The sequence below is a fragment of the Labilibaculum manganireducens genome (assembly GCF_002843385.1).
Taxonomy (GTDB): domain Bacteria; phylum Bacteroidota; class Bacteroidia; order Bacteroidales; family Marinifilaceae; genus Labilibaculum; species Labilibaculum manganireducens.
Window position 1 is genome coordinate 1 of the sequence record NZ_MVDE01000023.1, and the last position, 15,898, is coordinate 15,898.

Sequence of the window (15,898 nt, forward strand, 5' to 3'; positions counted from 1 at the left end):
AAAAAATAAAAACGTGTCGTTGCCGTGAAATTAAAAATCATAGTACATCCTTTTTATGTGAATTTTAAGAATGTAAAAATCTAAAATCTTATCGAAAATCCATATGCGCTATTGTGGAGACGGATACATTTCATTCCCAATTGTTAATTATTTGGGGGGCTTCGGGTCAGGTTTTCCGTTGAACTCTACGGCTAGCCTTCGTACCTCAGGCAATCCAATTTGAAGTGAACCCCAAAAGTTGGACGGTTATAAAATAAATTAATAAGATTGAGTAAAGCTGTTCTTTCGTTACAATCCACGTTGTAAAAAGCCTTATACACCCTTTTCTGCTTGTTTAAGCATCATGGCTAGTTTATTGTTTGCGAATCTTATATTTTCAATACTTGGACAACCTCTTTTTATTCTTCCATTATCCCAATATTCTTCTTTAATTGAGTAATTTGCATTTAAATAAGCCATTTTTGTTTTGTGCCGTAAGAATAATTTTATCGGAAATGTTCCGTCTTTCTTGGCTTTTCGGGTGTCTAAGTTGAGATTTATCGCTACCATAATTTGCACGTTTTTATACTTTTAAAGCTACAAAAAGCATCTTAAACCGCAATATTTAAGTAAAAATAAAGCAAAATAAAAGCGGTTACAGAGGATGTAACCGCTTGATAATCATTAATCTTACATCGTCGGGGCGAGAAGATTCGAACTTCCGACCCCACGCCCCCCAGACGTGTACTCTAAACCTGGCTGAGCTACGCCCCGATATTGCAGGCAACAAATATAGTTTATGTCTAAGAATTGTCAAAATGAAAACAGCTGAAAGATTCGAGTTAATTGATGTGAACATCTACTTTTTCTATGAATAAACACACTTGTAGTTATCTGGATATTTTGTAGATTTGCTACTCGAAAACTTATTTAGAAATAGAATAATTAACATATATGGAATTTAAGTCAATGAATCTGAAGGATACCAATCCTTCTACACCTGAAGGGGATATGGAAAATGTAAAATGTCTGATTGTTGGATCTGGTCCTGCCGGATATACTGCAGCAATTTACGCCGCAAGAGCAAATTTGAATCCTGTTTTAATTGAAGGTTTGCAACCCGGAGGACAATTGACAACAACAACAGAGGTTGATAATTTTCCCGGATATGCAGATGGAGTTACCGGCCCGGCTATGATGGCTGATTTAAAAAAACAAGCAGAAAGATTTGGTACAGATTGTCGTTGGGGGTTAGTAACCGAAGTAGACTTTTCTATTTATCCTCACAAGGTAATTGTTGACGGAAAGAAAGTTATCATGGCAGAGACAGTTATTTTGGCAACGGGTGCTACCGCTAAATATTTAGGTTTTCCAACCGAAGAAAAATATATGGGTTCGGGAGTTTCAGCTTGTGCAACCTGCGATGGTTTCTTTTACCGTGGATTGGATGTTGCAGTAGTTGGAGGTGGCGATACGGCGGCAGAAGAAGCAACTTATCTGGCTGGATTGTGCAGGAAAGTATATTTAATTGTACGTAAAAATTATTTAAGAGCTTCTAAGGCTATGCAGGATCGTGTTGCCCGAACAGAAAATATTGAAGTTCTTTATGAGCACAATACCAAAGAGCTTTATGGCGACGGTGTAGTGCAGGGGGCTAAGTTGATAAAGCGAATGGGAGAGGCCGATGAGACAGAAGTGGACATCAAAATAGATGGTTATTTTGTCGCAATCGGGCACACACCTAATTCAAAGATATTTAGTAAGTATTTAAAAACCGATGAGCAAGGATATGTATTGACTGAACCGGATTCGACCAAAACAAATGTTCCCGGAGTGTTTGCAGCAGGAGATTTAAAAGATCCTCACTACCGTCAGGCAATTACTTCAGCAGGTTCAGGATGTATGGCAGCTATGGATGCTGAGAGATTTATTTCTGAAAGAGAATAAATGCAAATTTTGTTAGATATAGATTACCCGATTACTTGTTAGTCGGGTAATTTTTTTACGCAAAAAAAACGACATTCGAAAGAATGTCGTTTTTTTTATTGTTTAGAATACTATTGATTAAAAATATCAGCAAATTTCTCATTGCTGTATTTTCCTTCGCTCAATTTCTTAGCAACTTCTTTAAATGCGTTAACAGTGTACTCAACATCCTCTAAAGTGTGCATTGCAGTAGGAATCAATCTAAGTAGCAATTGTCCTTTAGGAATTACAGGGTAAACAACGATAGAACAGAAAATATTGTAATTCTCTCTTAAATCCATAGTTACCTGAGTTCCTTCAGCCACACTACCCGATAAATAAACTGGTGTTACAGGAGATTCTGTTACGCCAATGTTTAATCCGGCTTTAGTTAAACCAGTTTGCAGAGCATTGGTTACGTTCCAAAGTTTCTCACGCAATTCAGGAGAGTTTTTCAAAAGTTCCAAACGCTTAATAGATCCTTCCACAATAGGCATTGGCAATGATTTTGCAAAAATCTGAGATCTCATTGTGTATCTTAGGTAAGTACCAACTTCTTCGCTGCAGGCGATAAAAGCACCGATACCAGCCATTGCTTTTGCGAAAGTACTGAAATGCAAATCTACTTTATTTTCAACACCGAAATGCTCAATAGAACCAGCACCGGTTTTTCCCATCACACCAAAACCATGAGCATCATCAACTAGTAAACGGAAATTGAAATCATCCTTAAGGGCACAAATTTCATCTAATTTACCAAGGTCACCAGCCATTCCAAACACACCTTCAGTAATTACAAGAATACCACCACCTGTTTTTTCAGTCCATTTAGTGGCTCTGTCTAATTCTTTACGAAGATTATCCATATCGTTATGAGGATAAACGAAGCGTTTTCCAACATGAAGTCTCAAACCATCCATGATACATGCATGCGATTCAGAATCGTAAACAATCACATCATGACGACCAACAAGAGAATCAATAATAGAAACCATACCTTGATATCCAAAATTAAGAAGGAATGCATCTGGTTTTCCAACAAAATCAGCCAATTGAGCTTCTAACTCTTCATGACGGCTTGTTTGTCCGGACATCATACGAGCTCCCATTGGATAGGCTAATCCCCATCTTGCAGCAGCTTCAGCATCTTCTTTTCTTACTTCAGGGTGATTTGCCAATCCGATATAGTTATTCAAACTCCATGTTAAAACCTCTTTTCCTCGAAATTTCATTCTTGATCCAATTTCGCCTTCCAATTTAGGAAATGCAAAATATCCATGAGCTTGCTTAGCGTATTGCCCTAGATTTCCTTTTTTTGAGGTAACTTTGTCAAATATATCCACAGTCTATGCTTTTTTTGAAATGTTTTAATTGCAACTGTGCAAAAGTAATGTTTTTTGGAATTTTAGCAATAAATTATAAAGAATTGTATAATATGAGTGGAAAGTATCCTATTTTTCGCTTGAAAAATATATCTTTGCAAAATGCAAAAAAATGGAGTAGCTATACCTATGAGAAAAATTGTTTATGTTTTTTTACTGTTCACCTTTGTTTTAGGTGGATGCAGTGAGTATCAAAAACTTCTTAAGAGTAACGATAATCCTTTGAAATATAAGAAGGCTGTTGAATACTATAATGCAGAAGAATATGTAAAAGCGTCAACTCTTTTTGAGGAGTTGTTACCAATTTATAGGGGAACAAGTAAGGCGGAAACAATCAGCTACTATATTTCTTACTGTTCGTATGGTTCGGGAGATTATATTTCTGCGGGGTATTTCTTCAGGAATTTCCTGAAAACATTTCCGGATAGTCCATATTCAGAAGAGAGTTTGTATATGAGTGCATATTGCTACTATTTGGAGTCACCAAAACCAAGATTGGATCAGACATCAACAAAAGATGCGATTGATGCTTTTCAATTATACATTAACCGCTATCCGAATTCTACCCGAATTCCAAAATGCAACGATTATATTGATGAGATGCAGGATAAGCTGGTGCTGAAATCATTCCTAAGTGCAAGAAATTATTATGACAGAGAACATTTTCCTGCAGCAATTGTTTCCTTGCAAAATGGATTGAAAGATTACCCTGGTTCTTCTTATCGGGAAGATTTAATGTTTATGTTGTTGGAATCTCGATATGAATTGGCCTTATTAAGTGTTGAAGACAAAAAAAGAGAAAGATACAATCTCGCAAAGGAAGAATATTTTTCTTTTGTTGATGAATTCCCTGAAAGTAAGTATCGAAAGCGTGCTGAAAAAATGATTGAAGGTATAGAAGCCTACTTGAGTAAGTTTAATACGAATATTTAAAATAGATCTAATTCTTTTATAGTATGGATTACAAGAAAACAAATGCAGCAAGTTCTACAATTACCCGTAACATGACTGAGTTAAGTGAAGAAGTGGGTAATGTTTACGAATCTGTGGTGATTATGGCAAAACGTTCTAATCAGATTGCTGTTGAACTGAAAAGTGAACTGAATAAGAAGTTGCAGGAGTTTGCATCTTATACAGATAACTTGGAAGAGGTTTTTGAAAATCGCGAGCAAATTGAAATCTCTAAATATTACGAGAGATTGCCAAAGCCATCATTAATCGCGGTTGAGGAATTTATTAATGGAGAAATCTATTACAGAAATCCTGCAAAAGAGGTACAAACAGAAGATTAATTACAAAATAGTTTATTAGTTCCCTTTGCAGCAAAAGGGAACTTTTTATTTTTAAGTCTGATTTATGTTAAAAGATAAAAACATTATTCTTGGAGTTACCGCAAGTATTGCTGCTTATAAAGCGGCTTCTTTAGTGCGTTTATTGGTGAAAGAAGGAGCAAATGTAAAAGTGATCATGACTACCTATGCAAAGGAGTTTATTTCTCCTGTAACCATGGCCACCTTATCCAAAAATACCGTATTATCAGATTTCTTTAAGCATGATGATGGATCATGGAATAGTCATGTAGATTTAGGTATTTGGGCAGATTTATTGATTGTTGCACCAACTACAGCCAATACAATGGCTAAAATGGCGAATGGTATTTGTGATAATTTGCTTTTAACAACTTATCTTTCAGCCAAGTGTCCGGTTATTCATACACCTGCAATGGATTTGGATATGTTTAAGCATCCTGCCACATTGCGGAATATGGAAATTTTAAGATCCTACGGCGATCTGTTTATAGAACCTTCGAGTGGTGAATTGGCAAGCGGACTTTACGGAAAGGGAAGAATGGAAGAACCGGAAATTATCGTTAAGAAAATTATCGAATTTTTCGAATCTAAAAAAAAAAACTAAGCAATAAGAAGATTTTAATTACCACAGGACCAACTTACGAAAAGATTGATCCTGTGCGCTTTATTGGTAATTTTTCATCTGGGAAAATGGGCTTTTCAATAGCCGAAGAATTGGCTTCCCAGGGAGCTCAGGTTGTTTTGGTAAGCGGACCTACCTCTTTAAGTACTCAAAATTCAAATATTAAACGTATTGATGTTGTTTCCGCTCAGGAAATGTACGAGGCATCGCTAAAGGCATTCCCAAACTGCGATGGGGGAATTATGACCGCTGCTGTGGCCGACTTTACACCTGTAACAACCGAAAATACCAAGGTGAAAAGGGGAAAGGAAAATTATACCATAGAGCTTACTCCCACAAAGGATATTGCAGCATCTTTGGGTGTCATTAAAACAATAAATCAATTTTTGGTCGGATTTGCATTGGAAACAAATGATGAAGAAACCAATGCCAAATTGAAGTTGGAGAAGAAAAATCTGGATTTCGTAGTTCTTAATTCATTGAATGATAAAGGTGCCGGTTTTCAGTACGATACCAATAAGATAACGATAATAAATAAGAGTGGGGAGTGTAAAAAATACGGATTGAAAAGTAAAGCAGAGGTGGCAAAAGATATCGTTAATGAATTGATTGCATATTATGAAGAATAAATATTGGTTCACTTCCGTTTAAATTTTTAACTTTAGCTGGTAACTTTTGAAATCGAATTATGCGAAAACTCATTGTATTGCTATTTGCTTTTATCATCTCCATTCCTTTGTATTCTCAGGAGTTAAGGTGTAATGTTCAGATTGTGAGTCAGCAAATCCAGGGAACCAATAAGCAGGTATTTAGAACGCTTCAGACTGCGGTTTACGAGTTTATGAATACTACCCGATGGACAGATCACGTTTATAGTTACGATGAGAGAATTGAATGTACAATTCTAATTAATTTAACCAATCAAATATCGGCTGATGAGTTTAAGGGCACCGTTCAGGTTCAGGTTAGCCGACCAATATTTAATTCTTCTTACAATAGTGTATTGCTGAATTTTAAGGATGATGATGTTCAGTTCAAGTACGTAGAGTATCAAACTTTAGAGTTCAACGAGGCAACTACACCTACTAGCTTAACTGCATTGTTATCGTACTATGCTTATATTGTTTTAGGTTTGGATTACGATACTTATTCGATGGATGGCGGGAGTGTTTATTACGCAAAAGCCGAGGAGATTGTAAATAAGATGCAAAATTCAAATGTAAAAGGTTGGAAGGCTTTCGAAAGTAGGAAAAACAGATATTGGTTGGTCGAGAACATATTAAACAATGCTTATAGTCCAGTTCGAGAGTGCCTTTATCGCTACCATCGTTTAGGGTTGGATAATATGGCAGAACGTTTAACTGAATCGAGAGCCGAAATAGCAGAAAGTTTACGATTACTTCAGAAAGCATATAGAGCAAAACCAGGATCATTTATTCTTCAAATATTTTTTGATGCAAAAGCCGATGAGTTGGTAAATATTTTTTCAGAATCCTTTACGGATGAAAAGAAAAGGGTTTTTAATATACTCAGCGAAATTGATCCTGCCAATATTTCAAAATACAATAAAATAATAGGGCAAAAAGAGAAGTAATTCTATTTTAGGAATAAGCTTGTTTTGCCGAGTTACCATGATCATTTTTTAGATTCCTATGCTTCAATCCATATCAATTCAGAATTATGCTTTAATTACAAAGCTGGATATTGAATTTTCAGATGGTTTCTCAGTAATAACGGGAGAAACAGGTTCTGGTAAGTCAATACTTTTAGGAGCCTTATCCTTGGTTTTAGGTCAAAGAGCTGAGGTGAATGTACTTAAGGATAAAGAACAAAAGTGCATAATCGAAAGTTCATTTTCAATTGAACGGTATCAATTAGAGAAGTTTTTTGCTGACAACGAATTGGATTACGAAAAGGAAACGCTGCTGCGAAGAGAAATACTTCCTAATGGTAAGAGCCGGGCTTTTGTGAACGATTCACCTGTAAGTGTAAAAATTTTAAAAGAGTTGGGTTTGCGCCTGATTGATGTGCACAGCCAAAATCAGAATTTGGTGATTGGAAGTTTCGAATATCAGGTTGGAATTGTAGATACTTATGCAGGCAATTCGGAGATCTTAAAAAAGTATCAGGAGTGTTTTGATAAATTCCAAAAGCTAAAGCAGGAGTTGCGTAAACAAGAAGAATTGGCTGCCAAGGAAAAGGCTGATTTGGATTATTTTCAGTTTCAGTTGGAACAATTGCTTGAGGCAAAATTAGTTGCCGGTGAACAAGTTGAAATGGAAGCTGAGTTGGAAACTCTGACTCATGCCGAGGAGATTAAGTCGGGTTTGGTTAAAGCGTATGAAAATCTGTCGGAAGGTGAATTCCCGATTGTTACGCAGTTGAAAGAGGCGCGGAATGCAGTAGCTCAAATCAAAAACGTATTTCCGGATGCTGAAAGTTTTTTTGAACGATTGGAGAGTGCATATATCGAATTGAATGATCTTGCGCAAGAATTGGATCGAAGCAATGAGTCTGTTGAATTGGATCCTTCAAGAATTGAATTTTTAAATCAGAAATTAGATGCTATTTATTCCCTGCAACAGAAACATCATGTGAATTCTGGTGAAGAACTAATTCAAATACGGGAAGAATTGATACAAAAGGTGGATAAAATTGTTTCTGGTGATGATTTCATTGAAGATTTGAAGAAGCAATTAAAAGCGCAGGAAGAATTGGTTCTTAAATCAGCTAAAAAGCTTACAGATAGTAGGGTAAAGGTAATTCCTGCTATTGAGAAAACAATCGTTTCGCAGCTGGTTCAGCTCGGAATTCCCAATGCAAACTTTAAGGTCTCTACACAAATTAAAGAAGATTTTCAGTATTTGGGATGCGATTATTTGAGTTTTCTGTTCAGTGCCAATAAGAATGGTCAGCTAGAGGAAGTGCAAAGAGTTGCTTCAGGGGGAGAGTTGTCCCGACTCATGTTGAGTATCAAGTATTTAATATCTTCGTCGACAGCATTGCCATCCATCGTTTTTGATGAAATTGACACGGGAGTTTCCGGTGAAATTGCAGCTAAAATGGGGACTATGATGAATAAAATGGCAGAAAATATTCAGGTAATCAGTATTACTCACCTTCCTCAGATAGCAGGAAAAGGAAAAAATCATTATAAGGTTTATAAGGCAGATGATGAGCTGGAAACCTATTCAAATATTGTACTTCTCGACCAGCAAAGCCGAATAGAAGAGCTTGCTAAAATGCTAAGCGGAGCTGACCTCACTCAGGCAGCTTTGGATAATGCTAAAGTGTTGTTATCTAATTGATTATTTCATATCTGATTGAATTAAAGAATTTATTCAGTCTTAATTAATGAGCTTATTTAGGATCATTCTTAATTTAATGTGTTATCTTTGAAGCTGAAAAAAATGATAATTACTAAGTATGTCGTATAATTTATTAAAAGGAAAAAGAGGGATTATTTTTGGTGCCTTGAATGAAATGTCTATTGCATGGAAAGTTGCAGAACTTGCCGTGGCAGAAGGAGCTGAGATTGTTTTAACAAATACTCTTGTTTCCATCCGAATGGGTACAATTGATGAATTGGCTAAAAAATGTAATGCTCAGGTAATTCCTGCTGATGCTACAAGTCCTGAGGACTTGGAAGTGTTGTTTACAAAATCAATGGAGATTTTAGGTGGTAAGATTGACTTCGTTCTTCATTCAATCGGTATGTCGCCAAATGTTCGTAAAGGACTTGCTTACGATGAATTGAACTACGAATACTTGAAAAAAACATTGGATATTTCGGCTATTTCATTTCACAAAGTATTGCAAACAGCAAAGAAGCTTGATGCAATGGCTGAGTGGGGATCAGTAGTTGCTTTATCTTATGCCGCTGCGCAAAGAACAATGTACGAATACAACGATATGGCTGATGCTAAATCGATGTTGGAATCAATCGCCAGAAGTTTTGGTTACATCTACGGACGTGAAAAAAGTGTGCGTATTAATACTATTTCGCAATCACCAACAATGACTACTGCCGGCAGCGGAGTTAAAGGATTCGATTCATTAATTGATTTCTCGGAACGAATGTCGCCTCTTGGAAATGCTACTGCTGAAGAATGTGCGAATTATTGCATCACTTTATTCTCAGATCTGACAAAGAAAGTTACCATGCAGAATTTATTTCATGACGGAGGTTTCTCAAGTATGGGTATGAGTTATAGGGCTATGAGTCAATATAATAAGAGTTTTAATCCTTGTGATTGTAAAGAATAATAAAAAGCTAAATATTATCTTTTGAATCCGGATTGAAAAATCCGGATTTTTTTTTGCAGAAAATCATGAATTGAAAAATGCGTAGATTTTTAAAATCTACTGATAATATGTACATTTGCCCTTACTTTTCAAAAATCAGAATTGTAAGAAAATAGCAAAACAAAAAATAGTTAATGACCACAAAGGCAACAAATATCCATCCTGTGTTTGATCGGATTTTAGGAAGGGAAGATAAAGAGGGGGTTTTAAATCAGAATTCTAAGGTTATTTGGATGACTGGACTTTCCGGATCAGGTAAAACCACTATTGCTATCGGATTGGAGAAGGAACTTCAGAAGAGGGGTTTTTTAACCCAGATTCTTGATGGAGATAACATCCGAACAGGAATCAATAAAAATTTAGGCTTTTCGGAAGAAGACAGGACTGAAAATATCAGGCGAATTGCCGAGGTGTCTAAGTTATTTTTGAATTGTGGTATCATTACAATTAATTGTTTTGTGAGTCCTACTATTGATATTAGGGATGTAGCAAAGGAAATAGTTGGGAAAGAAGATTTTTTAGAGGTGTATGTAAATGCATCTTATAAAGTATGTGAAGAGAGAGATGTAAAAGGATTGTACAAGAAAGCCAGAAATGGAGAAATTAAAAATTTCACTGGCCTTGATTCACCTTTTGAAGCACCTGAGAATCCTTTTTTGGAAATCAAAACCTCTGAAATGACGCCTGAGGAGTCGGTAGAAAAAGTTGTAAATGCAATTTTACCTCGGTTAATAAGAAATTAGTGAAGTTGAAAACTAAGTAGACTTTATTGTAAATGACTGTTTCAATAAATAGTCTGTTAGAAAGCAAATAAAATATTTTCGAATGAAGGAATACAATATTAATCATTTAAGAGAACTGGAAGCTGAATCTATTTTTGTGATTCGTGAAGTTGCTGCTCAATTTGAAAATCCGGTCATGTTATTTTCCGGAGGAAAAGATTCTATTATCATGTTTCACTTGGCTCGTAAGGCTTTTGCTCCTGCAAAGGTGCCTTTCCCAATGATGCATATTGATACGGGACATAATTTTGCAGAAACCATCGAGTTTAGAGATATGCTGATGGAGAAAACAGGAACCCGTATTATTGTGCGTTACGTTCAGGATTCTATTGATCAGGGAAAAGTTGCAGAAGAAACTGGATTTAATGCCAGTAGAAATAAGTTGCAAACAGTTACACTCTTGGATGGTATCGAAGATTTAAAAGTAGATTGTGCAATGGGCGGTGGTCGTCGCGATGAGGAGAAAGCAAGAGCTAAAGAACGTTTTTTCTCTCATAGAGATGAGTTCGGTCAGTGGGATCCAAAAAATCAGCGTCCTGAATTGTGGAACCTTTTTAACGGGAAGAAACACATTGGAGAACATTTTAGAGTATTTCCTATTTCGAATTGGACTGAAATGGATGTGTGGCAATACATCTATCTTGAAAATATTGAAATTCCTAATCTGTATTTTTCCCACGAACGTGAAGTGTTTCAAAGAAATGGAACTCTTTTGGCTAAAAGTGATTGCATACCGATGCGTCCAGGAGAAAAGACAGAGAAAAGAATCGTTAGATTCCGTACCATTGGAGATGCTACCTGCACCGGAGCTGTTGAATCGGAGGCACATTCTTTAGAAGAAATTATCGAAGAAGTTGCTGCTACAAGAACAACCGAGCGTGGAACAAGAGCCGATGACAGAAGGTCGGAAGCTGCGATGGAAGATCGTAAGAAAGAAGGATATTTTTAAAAATTGAATGTGAGGCTAAAAGCTGGAAGCTGGAGGCTAAGAGAAAAATACAGATATGTCAGAGAAATCAGCAGGATATTTAGATATGGAGCTTTTACGATTCACCACTGCAGGAAGTGTTGATGACGGCAAGAGTACCCTTATTGGAAGATTATTATATGATAGTAAAGCCATTTTCGAAGATCAAATGGAAGCTATCGAAATCAGCAGTAAAAAAAGAGGCGATGAAGAAGTCGACCTTGCTTTGCTGACAGACGGCTTAAGAGCTGAACGTGAACAAGGAATAACCATAGATGTTGCATATCGTTATTTTGCAACGCCAAAACGTAAATTTATTATTGCCGATACTCCAGGACACATTCAGTATACCCGAAACATGGTTACAGGTGCGTCTACTGCGAATGCTGCATTAATTTTGGTGGATGCACGTAATGGTGTAATTGAACAGACACTTCGTCATTCATACATTGCCAATTTACTGCAAATACCACATATTATTGTGTGCATCAATAAAATGGATTTGGTTGACTATTCACAGGAGACTTATGATAGAATTAAGTCTGATTACCAAAAAACGATTGTTGATAAATTGAACATTAAAGATGTTCGTTTTATTCCTATTTCGGCAAAATTGGGTGATAATGTGGTGGATGCATCAACTAAAATGGATTGGTATTCCGGTACTCCATTGTTGGATCTTCTGGAAAATATTAAAATCGTTGATGATCGTAATCACGGAGATTCAAGATTACCCGTTCAGTATGTAATTCGTCCCCAATTAGATGAGTTTCACGATTATCGTGGATATGCCGGTAGGGTAGCAAGTGGTGTTTTTCATCCTGGCGATAAGGTTCGGATTTTACCTTCGGGAATTGAAACTAGTATTGAGGCGATTGATTCTTTTACCGGAGAACAAGAAGTTGCTTTTACTCCTCAATCAGTAACATTACGATTAAGTGATAATATTGATATTTCAAGAGGAGATATGATTGTTGACGCGAATAATGTACCGAATGTTAGTCAGGAATTTGAGGCAATGCTTTGCTGGATGAATGAACGGGCTATGATGCCTCGTGGAAAATATACAATTAAGCACACCACCAACGAAACCCGATGTATGATTCGTGATGTGAAGTTTAAAGTAAATGTTGATACCTTGGATGAAGTGACAGATGATAAGGTGGTTGGATTAAACGATATTGCATGCGTGTCTTTTAAAGCAGCAAAACCATTGTTTTTCGATTCGTATAAAAAGAACCGTTTAACGGGAAGTTTTATTCTTATTGATGAAGGAACCAATGAAACGGTTGCTGCCGGGATGATCTTATAAAATCCAATTGTTGGATTACAAGATGGCTGAGACAATTGTTTCAGCCATTTTTTTGCAATAAAAAAGAGATTGCCATTATAGCAATCTCCTTTTTATAGTAGTAATGTTCTTAAAATTTGAATCCAAAGGTCATTCGAACCTGATGGTTTGTATTGTTTAAACGAACGATATCATTACTGCCTGAGTAGAGAACAAAATCTTCATTGTATTCTTTGTACTGGTAAGCCATATCAAAGAAGAAGTTGTTTTGTTTAATTCCGAAACCGGCTGAGTAGGTGTCAAAACCCTCATCAATATTAAAATTTTTGTAAGGATCTCCGATTTTAGCGTATCCACCGCGTATACTTATATTAGGAGTAAGGCGGTATTCGGCACCAATTCTTAAATTAGAAGTAGAACGGTACGAGTTAGCAATGTCTTGATTTTCGCTCATTAAATCACCTGCATCACTATCGTTAAATTCGGCATTAGAGTAATCAATCATTTCGTAATCAACGCTAAGTACACCTTTTTGGCCAAATAGGTAGGCTGCACTAAGAATTGTTCTAAACGGAGTTTCAAGATCGTAACTGGTTCTTGATACAAACTCCGACTTGAAGGCATGATATGCATCTCCGTCTTCAGGAAATGCATCAGGAATATTTGGATCAAATTCTGAACTTACTGATGTATCATAGGTTTCGTCAAGATTATAAAATGTAGGAGTATGAATTGCTGCACCCACTCTTAAACTGTTTGTGACTTTATAGATCGCTCCAAATTTAAAATTAACACCGACACCAGATGTTGTCATATATTCATTAAAGGTAAATTCATTTAATGATGTAATGTTATCAGCAAGGGAAAATTCTGAATAAGAGGTTGTTGATTTGTGGTATAGATCTTGAATTCCAACAGTTGCACCTAAATATAGCTTGTGCCCATAATTTGCTCCAAATGATAATACATATTCGCCAATGTATCCTTTCTCGTCAATTCGTTTTTGCTGATCCATACGATCATTACCGAAAAGAACAGATTGATAATTTAACTCATCATCATTGTTGATAAGATAAGTATCGTAAGCAAGTTTTTCTTCAAAAGAGTACAGGTTGTCCGGAGAGTTGCCGGCGGCCAAATCTGCCCACTTATCAAGCAATGAAGTTCCTGAATTTAAATTGAATAAATATCCTTCACGATTGAAATTTGCAATTCGGTTGTAGCCAATTCCAAAGTTGAAATTTTGCCATCCTTTCTCAGGTGCTATTCTTGGAATGTAGCTTGCTACATAGCCAACATTTCCCATTGTAAAGCTGTATTTATCCTCTGAAAATCCACTGTTTTTCGATTTAGTATATTCAATCGAAGGAGTGAACGTAAATTCAGAACTTCTGTAAACACCAATACCTGCAGGGTTAATGCTTAGACTTGAAAAGTCGCCACCTAAAGCACCAAAAGCACCGCCCATGGCGGCTGAACGTGCAGTTCCACTAAATTCTTGTCTCGAATATTTAAGAGCATTATCTACACTCTGAGAATAGGTAGTTCCTGCAATTAGGGACAAAATGAGCAAAAAAGTATATCGTTTCATAAAAAAGTATTTTAAAATGTCCTGTGTTATCCTGATTAAAAATTGCAACTATTCAATCTAAAGAGAGTAAACTGAAAAGTTATATCAGATATAGGGTGATCGTAAATATGTTACTATAGGTTTTGTTTATATTCACCGGAATTTGGAGAACGATATTCCGGTGAATATTTTTTTTATCTTCTTCTGGTGCTTCCTGAATTGCTTGAATTCGAACTTCCGCTTGATGATCTGGAGCTTCCACTTGATGATCTTGTTGAAGTTCCTGATGATCCGGAGCTGCTTCTAGAGGAACGAACCGACGATCCTGACGATCCAGATGATCTTCTGGTTCCGCTGTTGCTGTAACCAGAATTGGATTTAGAAGAACCTGATCTGTATGATGGTCTGGACGAATTATTATTCACTTTAGAATAAGACGATCTTGTTGACGATTTTGAATAATTCGATTTGTTCGAATTTGAAGATCGGTTATAAGAAGGTCGTGTATTCGTTTGTGGCTTATTATAACTTGGTGACGAACTTCTACGGGTATTAGAATAACTGTTTCTATTTTGATTGATATTCCCGTTGGAATAATTACTTCTGGTATTTGTCCTTGTTGCAGGAGTAGTTCCATAAGTAGATCTTCTGCCTGATGTGCCATTTAATACAGTTCTTCTTGTTCCGTAAGAATTTCCATTGCCTGAGCTGTAACGAGCCGCGGCATTACTCCTTCTGATATCATTGGCAACTGAGCTTGTTGATCTTCTGCTTGTACTTACAGTACCAGCTTTCGTGCTTGAAGCAGCAGATCTTCGGGTTGACGCCGATGCCGCACTTGCGTTTGTTCGTCTGGAGGCACTTGCATTAGTTGCAGTTCCTGCCTTATAATTATTTGATCTTCTTTTTCCATCATAAGTTGAAGAGGCATAATTATGATATCCGTGGTGGCCATAATATCCATGATGCCCGTAATAACCATAGTGTCCATAGTATGGATAGTAGCTTCCGTAGTAGTGATTTGAGAATCCCCAGCCGAAATTCAAATCCCAATACCAGCTGTCGCCAAAGCCCATGTTAAATCCCCAATAGGAATTATAGCCATAGTTTCCGTATGGATAGTTGTAAGCAAACAGATTGCCGTATCTCATTGTGGAGTAATTATATCCATTGTAAAAGCGGTAATTTGTCCATGTTGGTGTCCACCATACATTGTTTCCGTCTACGTAAACATTCCAGTCAGGATCTCCGGCCAGCCACATGGCGGTATTGTAACCACTGTTATCGTAGTAACCAAATCCCTGAGGATACATGTCCCGTAAACGTTGAGCTTCTTCCTGATCCCGTTCCGAACCAGAAAATCCACCTAAGTAATAACCTGAATCACCTTCGTAAATCACTGTGTCGACACTACCAATTGACTCATCATTTAATATTTCAGTGTATTTTTGTTGTAATGCATCAAAATTACGATCATCAAGAGCTTCCGATTCCATGTTTGGATTGGTTTTTGTTGATGATTGTGTTGCAGTTGACGGAGCTAAAGAATTGCTCTTTTGAACAGCAGGGGAATTGGCTTCAACTTTTTGAACTAATAAAGGAGCCTGATTAGGATTGTAATACAAATCATCTTCGTAAACTGCTGTTCCCACATAAGATGGGGAGCAACTGGTTGCAAAGAATGCTGTAACGAGTAGAATTTTTAAATAGGTTTTCATCGCTTGT

15 protein-coding genes and 1 tRNA gene are annotated in these 15,898 nt (G+C 36.7%); 11 read left to right on the plus strand and 5 right to left on the minus strand.

What is annotated here, in order from left to right:
• Positions 1-312: 312 nt before the first annotated feature.
• Positions 313-549 (minus strand): Arm DNA-binding domain-containing protein, encoded by a 237-nt coding sequence (locus tag BZG01_RS14330; protein ID WP_101310534.1) that lies wholly within the window; start codon positions 547-549, stop codon positions 313-315.
• Between the two features lie 128 nt (positions 550-677).
• Positions 678-753, minus strand: a tRNA-Pro gene (locus BZG01_RS14335).
• Between the two features lie 180 nt (positions 754-933).
• Between BZG01_RS14335 and trxB the strand changes: the two genes are divergently transcribed.
• The gene (trxB, locus tag BZG01_RS14340) at positions 934-1,926 is read left to right on the plus strand and encodes a thioredoxin-disulfide reductase (RefSeq protein ID WP_218973116.1); all 993 of its coding nucleotides are present in this window, start codon (positions 934-936) and stop codon (positions 1,924-1,926) included.
• A gap of 110 nt (positions 1,927-2,036) precedes the next feature.
• Here the strand turns inward: trxB and BZG01_RS14345 are convergent, their stop codons facing one another.
• Positions 2,037-3,287, minus strand: coding sequence for an aminotransferase class I/II-fold pyridoxal phosphate-dependent enzyme (locus BZG01_RS14345; protein WP_101310535.1), 1,251 nt, complete (start codon positions 3,285-3,287; stop codon positions 2,037-2,039).
• 168 nt (positions 3,288-3,455) lie between these two features.
• Between BZG01_RS14345 and BZG01_RS14350 the strand changes: the two genes are divergently transcribed.
• The 10 genes from BZG01_RS14350 to BZG01_RS14390 all read left to right on the plus strand — a co-directional run bounded on the left by BZG01_RS14350 (position 3,456) and on the right by BZG01_RS14390 (position 12,624).
• Positions 3,456-4,259 (plus strand): outer membrane protein assembly factor BamD, encoded by an 804-nt coding sequence (locus BZG01_RS14350; RefSeq protein WP_101310588.1) that lies wholly within the window; start codon positions 3,456-3,458, stop codon positions 4,257-4,259.
• A gap of 23 nt (positions 4,260-4,282) precedes the next feature.
• Positions 4,283-4,618, plus strand: a complete 336-nt coding sequence (locus BZG01_RS14355; protein WP_101310536.1) for a DNA-directed RNA polymerase subunit omega — start codon at positions 4,283-4,285, stop codon at positions 4,616-4,618.
• A 64-nt stretch (positions 4,619-4,682) separates the two neighbouring features.
• Positions 4,683-5,240, plus strand: coding sequence for a flavoprotein (locus tag BZG01_RS21895; protein ID WP_225441296.1), 558 nt, complete (start codon positions 4,683-4,685; stop codon positions 5,238-5,240).
• Between the two features lie 53 nt (positions 5,241-5,293).
• Positions 5,294-5,887 carry a phosphopantothenoylcysteine decarboxylase domain-containing protein gene (locus BZG01_RS21900; protein WP_245870383.1) on the plus strand — a complete coding sequence of 198 codons (594 nt, stop codon included), beginning with the start codon at positions 5,294-5,296 and terminating at the stop codon, positions 5,885-5,887.
• Between the two features lie 59 nt (positions 5,888-5,946).
• Complete coding sequence (gene porD, locus BZG01_RS14365; protein WP_101310537.1) at positions 5,947-6,852, plus strand: type IX secretion system protein PorD; 906 nt, start codon at positions 5,947-5,949, stop codon at positions 6,850-6,852.
• A gap of 58 nt (positions 6,853-6,910) precedes the next feature.
• Positions 6,911-8,566: a DNA repair protein RecN gene (gene recN / locus BZG01_RS14370; RefSeq protein WP_101310538.1), complete on the plus strand. Its 1,656-nt coding sequence runs from the start codon at positions 6,911-6,913 to the stop codon at positions 8,564-8,566.
• Positions 8,567-8,684: 118 nt separating this feature from the next.
• The gene (locus BZG01_RS14375) at positions 8,685-9,524 is read left to right on the plus strand and encodes an enoyl-ACP reductase FabI (protein ID WP_101310539.1); all 840 of its coding nucleotides are present in this window, start codon (positions 8,685-8,687) and stop codon (positions 9,522-9,524) included.
• A 173-nt stretch (positions 9,525-9,697) separates the two neighbouring features.
• A complete protein-coding gene (gene cysC / locus BZG01_RS14380) occupies positions 9,698-10,306 on the plus strand; it encodes an adenylyl-sulfate kinase (RefSeq protein ID WP_101310540.1) in 609 nt (202 codons plus the stop codon).
• A gap of 82 nt (positions 10,307-10,388) precedes the next feature.
• Positions 10,389-11,294, plus strand: coding sequence for a sulfate adenylyltransferase subunit CysD (gene cysD / locus BZG01_RS14385; RefSeq protein WP_101310541.1), 906 nt, complete (start codon positions 10,389-10,391; stop codon positions 11,292-11,294).
• Between the two features lie 55 nt (positions 11,295-11,349).
• A complete protein-coding gene (locus BZG01_RS14390; protein WP_101310542.1) occupies positions 11,350-12,624 on the plus strand; it encodes a sulfate adenylyltransferase subunit 1 in 1,275 nt (424 codons plus the stop codon).
• A gap of 109 nt (positions 12,625-12,733) precedes the next feature.
• Here the strand turns inward: BZG01_RS14390 and BZG01_RS14395 are convergent, their stop codons facing one another.
• Both BZG01_RS14395 and BZG01_RS21420 read right to left on the minus strand, forming a co-directional pair.
• Complete coding sequence (locus BZG01_RS14395; RefSeq protein ID WP_101310543.1) at positions 12,734-14,194, minus strand: OmpP1/FadL family transporter; 1,461 nt, start codon at positions 14,192-14,194, stop codon at positions 12,734-12,736.
• Positions 14,195-14,367: 173 nt separating this feature from the next.
• The gene (locus tag BZG01_RS21420; protein WP_143470921.1) at positions 14,368-15,891 is read right to left on the minus strand and encodes a hypothetical protein; all 1,524 of its coding nucleotides are present in this window, start codon (positions 15,889-15,891) and stop codon (positions 14,368-14,370) included.
• Positions 15,892-15,898: the final 7 nt, after the last annotated feature.

Coding starts and splice junctions, on each gene's coding strand:
- BZG01_RS14330 (WP_101310534.1), bottom strand. CDS start 549: ATGGTAGCGATAAATCTCAACTTAGACACCCGAAAAGCCAAGAAAGAC.
- trxB (WP_218973116.1), top strand. CDS start 934: ATGGAATTTAAGTCAATGAATCTGAAGGATACCAATCCTTCTACACCT.
- BZG01_RS14350 (WP_101310588.1), top strand. CDS start 3,456: ATGAGAAAAATTGTTTATGTTTTTTTACTGTTCACCTTTGTTTTAGGT.
- BZG01_RS14355 (WP_101310536.1), top strand. CDS start 4,283: ATGGATTACAAGAAAACAAATGCAGCAAGTTCTACAATTACCCGTAAC.
- BZG01_RS21895 (WP_225441296.1), top strand. CDS start 4,683: ATGTTAAAAGATAAAAACATTATTCTTGGAGTTACCGCAAGTATTGCT.
- porD (WP_101310537.1), top strand. CDS start 5,947: ATGCGAAAACTCATTGTATTGCTATTTGCTTTTATCATCTCCATTCCT.
- recN (WP_101310538.1), top strand. CDS start 6,911: ATGCTTCAATCCATATCAATTCAGAATTATGCTTTAATTACAAAGCTG.
- BZG01_RS14375 (WP_101310539.1), top strand. CDS start 8,685: ATGTCGTATAATTTATTAAAAGGAAAAAGAGGGATTATTTTTGGTGCC.
- cysC (WP_101310540.1), top strand. CDS start 9,698: ATGACCACAAAGGCAACAAATATCCATCCTGTGTTTGATCGGATTTTA.
- cysD (WP_101310541.1), top strand. CDS start 10,389: ATGAAGGAATACAATATTAATCATTTAAGAGAACTGGAAGCTGAATCT.
- BZG01_RS14390 (WP_101310542.1), top strand. CDS start 11,350: ATGTCAGAGAAATCAGCAGGATATTTAGATATGGAGCTTTTACGATTC.
- BZG01_RS14395 (WP_101310543.1), bottom strand. CDS start 14,194: ATGAAACGATATACTTTTTTGCTCATTTTGTCCCTAATTGCAGGAACT.
- BZG01_RS21420 (WP_143470921.1), bottom strand. CDS start 15,891: ATGAAAACCTATTTAAAAATTCTACTCGTTACAGCATTCTTTGCAACC.